The sequence below is a fragment of the Lutibacter profundi genome, from assembly GCF_001543325.1.
Classification (GTDB): domain Bacteria; phylum Bacteroidota; class Bacteroidia; order Flavobacteriales; family Flavobacteriaceae; genus Lutibacter; species Lutibacter profundi.
Window position 1 is genome coordinate 2556990 of sequence record NZ_CP013355.1, and the last position, 13316, is coordinate 2570305.

At 28.4% G+C, this 13316-nt stretch carries 14 protein-coding genes; 5 read left to right on the top strand and 9 right to left on the bottom strand.

Features of this window, described 5'->3' with window-relative positions; translation table 11 throughout:
- Positions 1 to 7: 7 nt before the first annotated feature.
- The 3 genes from Lupro_RS11290 to Lupro_RS11300 form a co-directional block, all read right to left on the bottom strand.
- Entirely contained in the window at positions 8 to 1036 is a 1029-nt protein-coding gene (locus Lupro_RS11290; RefSeq protein ID WP_068210314.1) for a rod shape-determining protein, read from the bottom strand.
- 52 nt (positions 1037 to 1088) lie between these two features.
- Positions 1089 to 2615, bottom strand: coding sequence for a bifunctional phosphoribosylaminoimidazolecarboxamide formyltransferase/IMP cyclohydrolase (purH, locus tag Lupro_RS11295; RefSeq protein ID WP_068210318.1), 1527 nt, complete (start codon positions 2613 to 2615; stop codon positions 1089 to 1091).
- A gap of 319 nt (positions 2616 to 2934) precedes the next feature.
- Positions 2935 to 3387, bottom strand: a complete 453-nt coding sequence (locus tag Lupro_RS11300) for a GAF domain-containing protein (RefSeq protein ID WP_082703906.1) — start codon at positions 3385 to 3387, stop codon at positions 2935 to 2937.
- A 39-nt stretch (positions 3388 to 3426) separates the two neighbouring features.
- Between Lupro_RS11300 and xrtF the strand changes: the two genes are divergently transcribed.
- Genes xrtF through Lupro_RS11315 form a run of 3 tightly spaced genes read left to right on the top strand, consistent with a single transcriptional unit; the run spans position 3427 to position 4717 of the window.
- Positions 3427 to 3963: an exosortase family protein XrtF gene (gene xrtF, locus Lupro_RS11305; RefSeq protein WP_068210330.1), complete on the top strand. Its 537-nt coding sequence runs from the start codon at positions 3427 to 3429 to the stop codon at positions 3961 to 3963.
- On the top strand, positions 3960 to 4382 hold the full coding sequence (locus Lupro_RS11310) for an exosortase F system-associated membrane protein (protein ID WP_068211618.1): 423 nt from the start codon (positions 3960 to 3962) through the stop codon (positions 4380 to 4382). Before xrtF ends, Lupro_RS11310 begins: the two co-directional genes overlap by 4 nt.
- 44 nt (positions 4383 to 4426) lie before the next feature.
- The gene (locus Lupro_RS11315; RefSeq protein WP_068210338.1) at positions 4427 to 4717 is read left to right on the top strand and encodes a heavy metal-binding domain-containing protein; all 291 of its coding nucleotides are present in this window, start codon (positions 4427 to 4429) and stop codon (positions 4715 to 4717) included.
- A gap of 41 nt (positions 4718 to 4758) precedes the next feature.
- On the opposite strand, the gene Lupro_RS11320 is transcribed toward Lupro_RS11315, so the two are convergent.
- A complete protein-coding gene (locus Lupro_RS11320) occupies positions 4759 to 7203 on the bottom strand; it encodes a carboxypeptidase regulatory-like domain-containing protein (RefSeq protein WP_068210340.1) in 2445 nt (814 codons plus the stop codon).
- Between the two features lie 257 nt (positions 7204 to 7460).
- Here Lupro_RS11320 and Lupro_RS11325 point away from each other — a divergent pair, with 257 nt between their 5' ends.
- Positions 7461 to 8435, top strand: coding sequence for a hypothetical protein (locus Lupro_RS11325; RefSeq protein ID WP_068210343.1), 975 nt, complete (start codon positions 7461 to 7463; stop codon positions 8433 to 8435).
- Between the two features lie 6 nt (positions 8436 to 8441).
- Positions 8442 to 9539 carry a DUF3179 domain-containing protein gene (locus tag Lupro_RS11330; protein WP_068210344.1) on the top strand — a complete coding sequence of 366 codons (1098 nt, stop codon included), beginning with the start codon at positions 8442 to 8444 and terminating at the stop codon, positions 9537 to 9539.
- A gap of 83 nt (positions 9540 to 9622) precedes the next feature.
- Here the strand turns inward: Lupro_RS11330 and groL are convergent, their stop codons facing one another.
- The 5 genes from groL to Lupro_RS11355 form a co-directional block, all read right to left on the bottom strand.
- Positions 9623 to 11260: a chaperonin GroEL gene (groL, locus tag Lupro_RS11335; RefSeq protein ID WP_068210352.1), complete on the bottom strand. Its 1638-nt coding sequence runs from the start codon at positions 11258 to 11260 to the stop codon at positions 9623 to 9625.
- Positions 11261 to 11278: 18 nt separating this feature from the next.
- Positions 11279 to 11557 (bottom strand): co-chaperone GroES, encoded by a 279-nt coding sequence (locus tag Lupro_RS11340; protein ID WP_068210355.1) that lies wholly within the window; start codon positions 11555 to 11557, stop codon positions 11279 to 11281.
- A gap of 160 nt (positions 11558 to 11717) precedes the next feature.
- A complete protein-coding gene (gene secG, locus Lupro_RS11345) occupies positions 11718 to 12065 on the bottom strand; it encodes a preprotein translocase subunit SecG (protein WP_068210358.1) in 348 nt (115 codons plus the stop codon).
- The gene (locus Lupro_RS11350; protein ID WP_068211621.1) at positions 12062 to 12805 is read right to left on the bottom strand and encodes a hypothetical protein; all 744 of its coding nucleotides are present in this window, start codon (positions 12803 to 12805) and stop codon (positions 12062 to 12064) included. The genes secG and Lupro_RS11350 overlap by 4 nt, the downstream gene beginning before the upstream one ends.
- 4 nt (positions 12806 to 12809) lie before the next feature.
- The gene (locus Lupro_RS11355; RefSeq protein WP_068210360.1) at positions 12810 to 13316 is read right to left on the bottom strand and encodes an LptE family protein; all 507 of its coding nucleotides are present in this window, start codon (positions 13314 to 13316) and stop codon (positions 12810 to 12812) included.

The window sequence follows — 13316 nt, forward strand, 5'->3', positions numbered from 1 at the left end:
AGTTAAACTATTTCATCAATACATTTTTGTATTTTTCAAGATCTTTTAAAGCAATTCCGGTACCTCTAACAACCGCTCTTAAGGGGTCTTCAGCAACATAAACAGGTAAGTCGGTTTTTCTAGATAAACGTTTGTCTAAACCTCTAAGCATAGAACCTCCACCGGCTAAATAAATACCTGTATTATAAATGTCTGCTGCTAATTCAGGAGGTGTTTTTGAAAGCGTTTCCATTACTGCATCTTCAATACGTAAAATAGATTTATCTAAAGCTTTTGAAATTTCTCTAAAAGAAATTTGGATTTGCTTAGGTTTACCACTTAACAAATCACGTCCTTGTACTAGCATATCTTCAGGAGGGGTTTCTAAATCTTCAGTAGCAGCTCCAACTTGAATTTTTATTTTTTCAGCAGTTCTTTCACCAACATATAGATTGTGTTGCGTTCTCATATAATAGGCTATGTCAGAAGTAAAAACATCTCCGGCAACTTTAACAGATTTATCACAAACAATACCTCCTAAAGCAATTACGGCAATTTCAGTTGTACCTCCTCCTATATCAATTATCATATTTCCTTTTGGTTGCATTATATCAATCCCAATACCTATAGAGGCAGCCATTGGTTCATGGATTAAATAAATTTCTTTTGCATTCATATGTTCTGCAGAATCTATAACTGCACGTTTTTCAACTTCCGTGATTCCTGAAGGAATACAAATAACCATACGTAATGATGGAGTGAAGAATCTTTTTTTGATACTTGGAATATTTTTGATAAATTCCTTTATCATTTGTTCCGAAGCTTCAAAATCGGCAATTACTCCATCTTTTAATGGCCTAATTGTTTTTATGTTTTCATGAGTTTTTCCTTGCATTAAGCTTGCGGCTCTGCCAGTTGCAATTATTTTACCGGTAGTTCTATCTCTTGCAACAATTGATGGGGCATCAACAATTACTTTACCATCATGAATAATAAGTGTATTTGCAGTACCTAAATCAATGGCAATGTCTTCGGTCATAAAATCGAAAAAGCCCATATATATTAATTATTTTAAATTTTAAAATCGGAATCTCACAAAGTTACTAAAATTAGTGTTTAAAATGACGTGTTCCTGTAAATATCATTGACATTGCGTGTTCGTTACAATAATCAATTGATAATTGATCTTTAATTGAGCCTCCAGGTTGAATTATTGCTTTAATTCCAGCATTATCTGCAATTTCAACACAATCTGGAAATGGGAAAAACGCATCACTTGCCATTACAGCTCCATTTAAATTAAATTTAAAGTGATTGGCTTTAGTAATAGATTGATTTAAAGCATCAACACGGCTAGTTTGACCAGTGCCACTTGAAATTAACTGTTTGTTTTTCACCAAAACAATTGTATTTGATTTGGTATGTTTACATATCTTAGACGCAAAAAATAAATCTTCCATTTCTTTACTTGTAGGTTCTTTTAAAGTAGAAGTTTTGGTAACGCTAATATCATCTGTTTTGTTGTCCTTATCTTGGAAAAGAATGCCATTAAGTGCAGTTCTATATTGAGTCTTTGGTAATTCAATATTTTTTTGAACTAAAATAATTCTGTTTTTCTTACCTTTTAATATTTTTAAAGCTTCACTGTTAAAGCTTGGAGCAATTACAACTTCGCAAAAAAGTTTATGTATTTCATTAGCGGTTTCAACATCAATTTCTTTGTTTGAAATTAAAACACCACCAAAAGCAGAAATAGGATCGCCTGCTAAAGCATCTAAATAAGCTTGTATAAGCGTATCTCTTTGAGCTAAACCACAGGCATTATTGTGTTTTAAAATGGCAAAAGTAGGAGTGTCATTTTTAAATTCTTGAATTAAATTTACAGCAGCATCAACATCTAATAGGTTATTGTAAGAGAGTTCTTTACCATGAAGTTTTTCAAATAAAGCATCTAAATCACCAAAAAAGTACCCTTTTTGATGAGGGTTTTCTCCATAGCGTAGTGTTGAAACTGTATCAAAACTTTCTCTAAAAGCGAGTTTTTCTTTATTCAAATAATTAAAAATAGCACTATCATAATGACTAGAAACAGCAAATGCTTTTGCTGCAAATTTTTTGCGTTGTTCTAGTGTTGTTTCACCATTAGTTTCAGTAATTATTTGCAAGAAATTATGATATTGATTTATTGAAGAAACGCAAATAACATCTTTAAAATTTTTTGCTGCAGCTCTAATTAGTGAAATACCGCCAATATCAATTTTTTCGATAATGTCTTCTTTAGAAGCACCACTTTTAACTGTTTTTTCAAACGGATATAAATCAACAATTACAATATCAATTTCAGGAATTTCATATTCTTTTAATTGTGATAAATCATCTTCATTGTTGCGTCTGGATAATATTCCTCCAAAAACTTTTGGGTGTAGTGTTTTTACTCTACCTCCTAAAATAGAAGGATATGAAGTTAAATCTTCAACAGGAACAACATGAATGCCTAGATTTTTAATAAATTTTTCAGTCCCTCCAGTTGAGTATATTGTAATGTTGAGCTCTGCTAGTTTCTTAACAAGAGGGGCTAAGCCGTCTTTGTGAAAAACTGAAATAAGTGCAGATTTAGCTTTTTTAGTAGTGTTCATAAGCAGTGTTGTTGGTGTTAGGCAAAGCTAATAATTATCAACAGTAAAGCAATATTAAATTGGTATTAATTTTATTTAGTATTTTTAATTTTCCCATAAAAACTATTGACCATTTCGCTATAGTTTTCAGAAGTGTGTTTAGGTTGAGATTTACGTAGTATTTTATTTAAAAAAGGGATCTTTTTTAATAAGTTTTTATTTTTAACACTATTTTTTTGTTGAGTTTTTTGCATTTGTTGGGATGTATTTTATTAAAAATTAATCAAATAAAACGTATCTAATTCACAGCAATATTTTTCAAAACAAATATAACACTATTTTAAAATAGAAGAGCTACTTTTTCACATACAAATTCAAGTAATAATTCATCATCTTTTGTAAATGGATTAACAGTATGGGAATCAATATCAATTTGACCAATATTTTCTCCATTTACTAAAATTGGAATTACAATTTCACTTTTTACCTTAAAACCACAAGAAATATAATTTTGCTGCGCTTTTACATCTGGAACTATAAAATTTTGATTACTAATAGCAACTTGACCGCAAATACCTTTTCCAAACGGAATTAATGTATGCTCAGTAGGTTCTCCGGAATATTCAGCTAGTTTTAATTCTTTTTTGTCACCGTTTTTAAAATAAAAACCAACCCAATCATAATAATTAATTTCTTGCTTTAAATAATTACAAATAGATTGAAGTTTAGCAGAAGTGGTATTATCTCCTTCAATAATTAATGTTATGGATTTTTTTAATTGAGGAATGTTCATATAAATTTGTAGTTTTATGCAAAATTAAAATTCTTTTTTGTGCAAAGTAATAAAACAGTAATATTCTTTTTAATTAAATTTTTTGGAGTGTATTTTCTGTTGTTTTTAATATATTCAGTTTATTTAAGTAAAAATCAAAAAACGGAAGGTGTTTTTGCTTGTGCTCCCATAACTAATACAGTTGCAAAACAAACTCAATTTTTAGTAAATAATATGGGGTATAGTGCTAAAATTGAACAAAATACAAATGAAGTTTCAATAAATTTATTTATAAATAATAAGTTGGTAGCTCGTGTAATTGAAGGATGCAATGCATTAAGTATTATTATTTTGTTTATTTCCTTTATTGTTGCTTTTGCAAGTAACTTTAAAGCAACTTTTTTATTTATTGTTATAGGAAGTTTACTCATATATTTTGCCAATATTTTTAGAATTGCTATTATAGCAATTGCATTGTATAAATATCCTGAATATCAATATTTTTTGCATGATATTTTATTCCCAGTACTAATTTATGGTATCACGTTTTTACTTTGGTTTGTATGGGTGCAAAAATTTTCAAAATTGAAAAAGTGAAAAAAAAGATTCAAATATTATTAATTGTATTTTTATTTTTATTACTAATTGCTGTTCGAGTTTTTATACAACCTTATTTCTACGATCCTTTAATTGAGTATTTTAAAAATGATTATTTACATGCGGCAATTCCAAATCTAGATTTTTCTAAATTTTTTCTCAATGTGTTTTATAGGTATACTTTAAATGCTATAATTTCATTAGCAATTATATACCTTTTCTTCAATAAGTTAAAAATTATATTTTTTTCAATTAAATTTTATATAATTGCTTTTGTGATTTTTAGCTTGGTACTTTTTGTATTTCTGAGATTAGATTTTGATTATAAATGGATATTTTATACTAGAAGGTTTTTAATTCAGCCTCTATTTGTGTTTTTATTATTGCCTGCATTTTATTATCAACAATTAAAAGAATAAAATATTTTTATTACTTTAGGCAGCTAATTAATAAATTAAAAATTATGAAAAAAACACTTTTTATAGTTGTTGTAATTTTTTCATTTTCACTTTTATTTACGGCTTGTAAAGGAGATAAAAAGGAAGGTGTTAAAGAGGTAAAAGCAACTGAAGAAATGAAAATTGAAGGCCATGAAAATCATGACCACGAAACTAAAAAAATGGCTTCAAAGGTTGTATATCAATGTCGAATGGATTGCGAAAAAGGGAAAACATATGATAAAGAAGGGAATTGCCCTGTTTGTAATATGCCTTTAAAAGCAAAAATGGTTAGTCCTGAAGAGGTGACAGAATAAAAAGAAACAAAAATATAAAACCTATTATATTTAAAGCGGTTTTATATTTTTGTTACAATAAATTCAGTTCGCCTGTTTATTGCATGTTCAGCGTCAGAGCATTTTACATTATTTTTACATTTATTAAGTAATTTAGTTTCTCCAAAACCAGTAGCTTTTATTCTGGTTGAATCAATTCCTTTTGAAATTAAATAATCTTTTGTTGCATTAGCTCTTTTTATGGATAGTTGTAGATTATAATCATCAGGGCCTCTGCTATCTGTATAATAATTTATTTCTATTTTAATAGAAGGGTTCTGGTTCATATTATATATCACTTTATTTAGTTCAAGCTTAATTTCATTATTAATTTTAAATTCATCCAACCCAAATATTATTGGTTTGGTCTCAATATATTTAATACCATTTTTCTCTTTAAAAGGTATTATAGGTTCTATGCTAAGGTCTAAATTGTAATCTAAATTATTTTTAACTGACAGTAAAATGTTTTGTTTTGTTTTCGTGTAATTTAATTTTGTTACAAAAACAGTGTAAGGTTTACCGCATTTTGCATTAAAATAAAAAGCTCCTATAGAGTCTGTTAACGTTTGTTTAATTTGTTTAGTGTTAAATTTTAGTAAAATAGAAGTGTTTGGGATGGGGTTATTTGTAATATTTTCTCTAACCACTCCTTTAATATAATTTTCACAGGTGAGAGGTTCAATGTCAATATTTAAGTTTAAAATTTGATTATTATGAGTATCAGTTTTAAGTTGAAATGATTCTAAATAATTATTCTTAAAAACAGAAAGTTTATACGTTGAAGAGCAATTTAATTTAAATGTATAAACCCCATCTTTCCCAACGGTATATGAACTAATTACATTGTTATTTTGATACAGAGAAATTGAGGTATTTGGAAGTGGTTTTTTTGTTGTCTTATCTCTAATAATTCCGGTAATTGTTTGATTGCAATCCTTTTTTTCTAAATTGAAAGTAATGCTATTGGTTGTGTTTCTAACTTTATTAATTGATAATTTTATAGAATTTGATTTATATTGTTTGTGTTCTGTTACAATTTCATACTTAGAAGCACAATTAACATTTAATGAAAATTTCCCATTCGCATTCGTTGAAGTTTTTAATACTTCATTACCTCTTTCAATTAAAAGAACTTGAGAGTTAGCTATGGGGAGTTTTGTTAACTTATCTAAAACAATTCCATTTACAGTTTGGCTACAATCTAACAAATTAAGCTCAATAGTTTTATTGAGTGTAATACTTCCTGTGTCTTCTGTTTTAAAATTAATTATAGAAGTAAAGTATTTACGGTTATTTGCAATAATTTTATAGCTAGAATTACAATTTAAACCAAACGAAAAAGTACCATTACCATCGGTAATTATTTTCTTTATTTTTTTACTTCCTTCAAACAAAGTAATTTGAGTGTTAATTAAGCGAGCCTTTGTTTTTTTACTTATAACCATTCCATTTACAACCTGTTTACACAAGTTTTCTCCTAAATAAATATCATGTTTTGTGCAAATTTTATCTAAAGAGGAGGTTTTGAAGTTAATTGATTTTATAAAATTTCCATCTTTAAAAACGCTTAACTCATAGTTTAAATTACAGTTTACTTTAAATGAGTATGAACCATTTTTATTAGTTTGAAATGATTTAATTTTAGTATTTTGATAATATAATGAAACCGTACTGTTTGGTATAATTTTATGTGTATTTCTATCTAAAACAACTCCTGAAATTTGTTGGTAACAATCATTCCTTTTTAAAAATAAATCTTTTTTCAAATGAAAATAATTAGGTTGTTTATTTTCAATATAATCAGTCAAAAAATAATAAGAATCATTAAAATAGTATGGTTTACTTGCTATAATTTTATAGTTTGTAACACATTGGAATTTAATAAAGTAACTGCCATCATTTTTAATTTTGAAGGTTTCAACCTCAACATTGTTGATATAGAGTTTTAAGATGGCACTTATAGGTTTTTTAGTTTCTTTATCAAAAATATTACCACTTATTGTTTGAATACATTCAGGCTCTAAAACAAAATCATGAACAATTATTTTATTGTTTTGTGATGTTGTTTTAAATTCGTAAATATCATTTATAAAGTTTAATTTATGAGCTTTAATGTAATAATTGGTGTTGCACTTAATTTTAAAATTAAAAACACCATTTACTCCAACTTTAAAACTTTTATTTTCTTCTCCATTTAAGTAAAGAGTTACAGTGGTATTATTGATGATTTCTCTTGATAATTTATTGCTTATTTTTCCTGTTATTGTTTGATGACATTCTTCCTCTACTTCAAATGTGCGAGATTGAAAAGTAATTGTATCTACTTTGTTGTTGAGTTTTTTTTCTAAAGTAATTTGAGTATAATTTAAATTATTAGCACATAAGGCTGTAATTTGTTTCACTTCACGTTTAGCGTACAAATTTACAATCAAAATAAAATACACAGCTAATTCTAAAGGCTTCATTTTGCAATACTATTTTAACTATTTCAAAATTATGCTAATAAAAAATAATTATAATAATTCTGTTTGGGGCTTTAATTTTAAACCATAATTTAAAGGGGCAAAAATATAAATAGAGAGGATTATGTACATAAATATATAATCTATTTTTACAAGAATCAAATTTTTTATTGTAAAAACTATTGATTGTTAGTTTTGTAAACTAAATGGTAAGGAAGATTCAGTTAAAGCGACTTACTGTATACTAAAAAGTGTGCTTAATGAATTTAAAAACAATTGTATTCCTGTTAGCATTTATTTTACCATTTAATTTAATAAAAGCACAGACTTGCTGTTCAGGGGGTATTCCACTTTCAAACAATATTGGTATGGCTATTTTAGAAACAGGTACAACTCAAATAGGTGTAAATTATGATTATAACAATCTAAACACTTTAAATAATGGTTCAAATAAGCTTGATGATGATTCTAGATTGAGAATTACACATTCTATATTGGTAAATGCTAGCTATGCTATAACGGATAATTTTTCTATTGAAGGGTTATTTACTTGGGTAAATCAAAGAAGAAAAATAACCCAGTTTGGAAATGAAAATTTAGATCAAACTTCGGGAATTGGTGATGGCCTTTTGCTAATTAAATATAATTTTTCAGATATATTAAAAAATAAAGTAGCTATAAATATTGGTATTGGTACTAAAATACCTTTTGGATCATCAACACAAAAAAATAATCAAGGAATTATTTTAAATGCTGATTTACAACCGGGAAGTAATGCTTGGGACATTGTTTATTGGTCTTCATTTTTATCAAGTTTTAACTTTAGACCTACTTTTAATATTTCATCTAGGTTTATTTATAGAAGTACAGGAACAAATAGCTCGTATTTTGGTGATAGTACCTATAAATTTGGAAATGAATTTCAGGCTTTTATTGGATTTTCAGATCAGTTTTTATTTTTAAAAACAATGTTGTATCCAAGCGTAACATTTAAATATAGAAATGCTATTCAAGATAAAATAGGTGGGTTTAATCTAGAAAATACAGGTGGAAATTGGCTTTTTATTATTCCAAATATTTCAATAAATATAGGGACTAATATTGTTTTTTACACTAGAGCTGAGTTGCCAATTTACAGTAATATTGATGGCACCCAATTAACGCCAACATACAGGTTAACTTCAGGTATTTTATTTACAATAAGACCTCCAAAACAATTAATAAATTTAAATTAACTAATTATGGTAAAACAGGTATTTTATTTTTCAGTTTTAATGCTATTTCTTATTTCTTGCGGAGGAAATAATAATATTTTAGGTTCAGATTCAACAGATTTAAACAATAATGATAATACATTTGATGGCAACACCTCAAGAGATTGGTTAATTCCTGTTTCTGAAGTTAAAGATGGAGGCCCTGGAAAAGATGGAATACCTTCAATAGATACTCCAAAGTTTATAGATGCAAATGATGCAAACGCCAATTTTTTAAAGGATGAAGATTTAGTTATTGGAATTGTAAAAAATGGCGAAATTAGGGCTTATCCTCATAAAATTCTCGATTGGCACGAGATTGTGAATGATAATTTTAATGATGATTTTATTACAATCAATTATTGCCCTTTAACAGGCACAGCATTTGGTTGGAATAGTTTTGCTGATGGTGCTAAATCTACATTTGGTGTTTCGGGTTTATTATACAATACCAATTTAATTTTATATGATAGAAGTACTAGTAGTTATTGGTCTCAATTAAAGTTAAAATGTGTAAATGGTATTTTAATTGGTGATGAGCCATTATTAGAAAATGTGGTTGAAACTAATTGGAAAACTTGGAAGGCATTATATCCAAACACAAAGGTTCTAAGTATAGATACTGGATTTTCGAGAGATTATAATAACTACCCATACGGTGATTATAAAACTAATAATGATTTTTTTCTTTTTACAGCATCACCTTCAAATGATGCTTTGCCAAATAAAGAAAGGGTATATGCAATTTTAGATAATGATATTTCAAAAGTATATCAATTTCAAAAATTTAGTGGAGGAAAGGTAATAAAAGAGGTGTTTAATGGTAAAGAATATTTAGTAGTGGGAAATGAAAATTTAATTTATTCTTTTGAGTTAAATTTAAGTCAGTCTAATTTAAATTATCAATATGACTTTAATAATTCAGAAATTTTTTTTAAAGATAATGAGGGTAACAAATGGTCTATTTTTGGAGAAGCTTTAGAAGGTCCTAGAGTGGGAGAAAAATTAAAAATTTCAAAATCTGTTGTAAGTTTTTGGTTTGCTATTGCCGCTTTTTATCCAAATCCTGAGATATATACAGAATAAAATACCTTGCTTGTGTTTATATTTTAAAAGTTTTCTAAAAAAAATCCGATGTAATTTACATCGGATTTTTATTGAATTTATATTTACATCATTCCTGGCATTCCACCACCCATTGGAGGCATTCCACCACCAGCAGGAGTATCTTCTTTGACATCAACTAATGTACAAGCTGTGGTTAAAATCATACCAGCAACTGAAGCGGCATTTTCAAGTGCAATTCTAGTAACTTTGGTAGGGTCAATAATACCAGCTTTTAACATTTTAGTATATTCACCTGTTTTAGCATTATAACCAAAATCGCCCTTACCTTCTATAACTTTTGCCACTACAACGGAACCTTCACCTCCAGCATTTTCAACAATTTGACGAAGTGGTTCTTCAATGGCTCTATCTAAAATTTTAATTCCAGTTGCTTCATCTAAACTATCTGTAGTAATTGTTTTTAAAACTTCTTTTGTTCTCACTAAAGCAACACCACCACCAGCTACAATACCTTCTTCAACTGCTGCACGTGTAGCATGTAGTGCGTCATCAACTCTATCTTTCTTTTCTTTCATTTCTATTTCACTTGCTGCACCAACATATAAAACGGCAACTCCTCCAGCTAATTTAGCCAAGCGTTCTTGCAATTTTTCTTTATCGTATTCTGAAGTTGTAGTTTCAATTTGTGCTTTAATTTGTGTTACTCTTGCTTTAATGTCATCAGTATTACCAGCGCCATTTACAATTGTAGTATTGTCTTTGTCAATAGTAACTCTTTCAGCAGTACCCAACATTTCTAATGTGGTTTTTTCTAATGTTAATCCTCTTTCTTCTGCAATAACAGTTCCTCCTGTTAAAATTGCAATATCTTCTAACATTTCTTTTCTTCTATCTCCAAAACCAGGAGCTTTAACTGCTGCAATTTTAAGTGCTCCACGTAATTTATTCATTACTAGAGTTGCTAAAGCCTCACCTTCAACATCTTCAGCAATTACTAATAAAGGTTTTCCGCTTTGAGCAACTGGCTCTAAAATTGGTAATAAATCTTTAAGATTTGTTATTTTCTTTTCAAACAGAAGAATGTAAGGGTTTTCTAAATCGGTTAACATTTTGTCAGCGTTGGTAACAAAATAAGGAGATAGATAACCTCTATCAAATTGCATTCCTTCAACAATATCAACATAGGTTGAAGTTCCTTTAGCTTCTTCAACAGTAATTACACCTTCTTTTCCTACTTTTAGAAATGCTTCAGCAATTAAATCACCAACAACTTCATCATTATTAGATGAAATTGAAGCTACTTGTTTTATTTTACTTGATTTATTTCCAACTTCTTCAGATTGTTCTTGTAAATTTTTAACAATGGCTTTAACAGCTTTATCAATACCTCTTTTTAAATCTAAAGGATTAGCTCCTGCAGCAACATTTTTTAGTCCTTCTTTCACAATTGCTTGTGCTAAAACAGTTGCAGTTGTGGTACCGTCACCAGCCAAATCATTTGTTCTTGAAGCTACTTCTTTTACCATTTGAGCTCCCATATTTTCAAGGGTGTCTTCTAGCTCAATTTCCTTTGCAACGGTAACACCGTCTTTAGTAATTATTGGGCCTCCAAATGATTTTCCAATTACTACATTTCTTCCTTTTGGTCCTAAAGTTACTTTAACTGCATTTGCTAACGCATCAACTCCACGTTTTAAACCATCACGTGCTTCTATATCAAAAATTATATCTTTTGCCATTTTTCTTTTCTTTAAAATTTAAACAATTGCTAAAATATCAGCTTCTCTCATAATTAAATATTCAGTACCTTCTAAAACTAATTCAGTACCCGCATATTTCCCAAATAAAACAGTATCACCAACTTTTACAGTCATTGGTTCGTCTTTTGTTCCGTTACCAATTGCAATAACAGTTCCTTCTTGTTGTTTTTCTTTTGCTGAATCAGGAATTATTAATCCTGAAGCTGTTGTTGTTTCTGCTTCAACAGGTTTTACTAAAACTCTATCAGCTAATGGTTTGATATTAATTTTACTCATTTGTAATTAGTTTAAAATTTATTAATTCTGTGAATTAAGCTTACCAAAAGTATGCCAATTCAGTAAAACTGACAAATGTACTTTTTAATTGAATTTAGAATAAAAAAAATGCCAACGTGTCATTTTCGTTGGCATTTTTAGTTGTGATTTTTATGAATTTCTATTGAGCTGAATCTTTCAATGTTGTACTAGTTGCAGGCTGTTGTGCAGGAATATCTTGAATTTCTCTATTCTCAATAGTATTTTGAATTTCTGAACTTGTATCAGCTTTACCCGTTATTGGAGCTGCAAAATTTGACAATAAAATTAATGCTAATAGAACAATAGATAAAGTCCAAGTACTTTTATCTAAAAAGTTAGTGGTGTTTTGAACTCCACCTAAAGATTGAGTTCCTGTACCTCCAAAAGAAGAAGATAACCCTCCACCTTTAGGGTTTTGTACCATAATAATTAAAATTAGCAAAAATGCTACTATCATAATTAGAACTAAAAATAATGTGTATGTCATGACTTATTACTTTGTAAAATTTTTATTGCTTTAATTCGGTCTGCAAAGAAACCACTTTTTTCTGGATATTTCAAACTTAAGATGTGATATGCTTTAATGGCATTTTCATACTTTTTTTGTTCTAAATACACTTTAGCTAAAGTTTCGGTCATTAAGCTATCATTTGCAGTTGAACTTTCAGGTGAAATATCAATGTTCTTTGCTGTTTTGTCAATTGCTTTTATTTTAGGATTGATTTTGATAAATGTATCTATAATATTAGATTTAGTTGTCTTTTTTTCTTCTCTAGTAATTGGCTTTTGTGTAATTAACTGCATCCACTCATTAAATGAATGGGGTTCAGTGCTATTAAATTGTATGGGCTTTCCTATTTCTAATACTTGAGTTCCTTCAATTGTTTCTTTTTCAGTATTCAAATTTTCGCTTAGAACGGTATTTGTTATTTTTTTATGTAGAATTTTAATATTTTCTTGCGGTTTAATTTCAGAGGTGTTTTTTTTTGTAAAAATTGGAGATGTAATAAAGTTAAAAAGTACTTCTCTATCAATAGTATATGCGGCAGTTTTTTTTAGTGATGTATTGTATTTGTAGCTATTGGTTTTATTTAACCCTTTTAACAAAAGGGATCTTGCCGATTGAAAGTAAGGGAATTCAGATATTATTTCCTCTAATTTCAACGTTTTAGAAGTATCAATATTTTCTGGGTTTTGTAGTATAAGTGTAAAATCGGTACTATTCATCATGTTACCATTTAGCTACAGAAGCATTAAAAATATCTTGTGTAATTCTTTCTAGTATTTCATTAAGAGCTTCATCTAATAAGCCGCCAGTTAGTTGTGCGTTTGCGTCAAAATCATAAAAATGAGAAAAAGTTTGTTCAAAATTATCTTCTTCAACTTTATTGTTGTAAAAACGAACATTTACAGTCACTGTTAATCTGTTTTGAGCAGCTGTTTGTTGTGCTGTTGCGGTCATAGGATTAATTTTATACCCAGTAATTTCTCCTTCAAATTGTAAATCACCGCCAGATTTTACTAAATCTAAATTTGTTTGCTGTAGAAATAAATCTTGAAGACGTATTGTAAACTCTTGACTTAGTACGGGTTCAATTAAAACTGCATTGTTTGGGAAATAATCTATTTGTACAGTTTTTACATCTGGATGTAAATTTGTTCCTGTAAACGAGTAAATACCACAACTTTGAATGGTAATTACAAACAGCATTAATAATATGTAATTATTTTTTTTCAT

Bases quoted from the DNA above. Each gene is read 5' to 3' on its own strand.
- Lupro_RS11330 (WP_068210344.1), top strand. From the start codon at position 8,442: ATGGTAAAACAGGTATTTTATTTTTCAGTTTTAATGCTATTTCTTATT.
- Lupro_RS11315 (WP_068210338.1), top strand. From the start codon at position 4,427: ATGAAAAAAACACTTTTTATAGTTGTTGTAATTTTTTCATTTTCACTT.
- groL (WP_068210352.1), bottom strand. From the start codon at position 11,260: ATGGCAAAAGATATAATTTTTGATATAGAAGCACGTGATGGTTTAAAA.
- secG (WP_068210358.1), bottom strand. From the start codon at position 12,065: ATGACATACACATTATTTTTAGTTCTAATTATGATAGTAGCATTTTTG.
- Lupro_RS11350 (WP_068211621.1), bottom strand. From the start codon at position 12,805: ATGAATAGTACCGATTTTACACTTATACTACAAAACCCAGAAAATATT.
- Lupro_RS11300 (WP_082703906.1), bottom strand. From the start codon at position 3,387: ATGAACATTCCTCAATTAAAAAAATCCATAACATTAATTATTGAAGGA.
- Lupro_RS11340 (WP_068210355.1), bottom strand. From the start codon at position 11,557: ATGAGTAAAATTAATATCAAACCATTAGCTGATAGAGTTTTAGTAAAA.
- Lupro_RS11290 (WP_068210314.1), bottom strand. From the start codon at position 1,036: ATGGGCTTTTTCGATTTTATGACCGAAGACATTGCCATTGATTTAGGT.
- Lupro_RS11320 (WP_068210340.1), bottom strand. From the start codon at position 7,203: ATGAAGCCTTTAGAATTAGCTGTGTATTTTATTTTGATTGTAAATTTG.
- purH (WP_068210318.1), bottom strand. From the start codon at position 2,615: ATGAACACTACTAAAAAAGCTAAATCTGCACTTATTTCAGTTTTTCAC.
- Lupro_RS11325 (WP_068210343.1), top strand. From the start codon at position 7,461: ATGAATTTAAAAACAATTGTATTCCTGTTAGCATTTATTTTACCATTT.
- Lupro_RS11355 (WP_068210360.1), bottom strand. From the start codon at position 13,316: ATGAAAAAAAATAATTACATATTATTAATGCTGTTTGTAATTACCATT.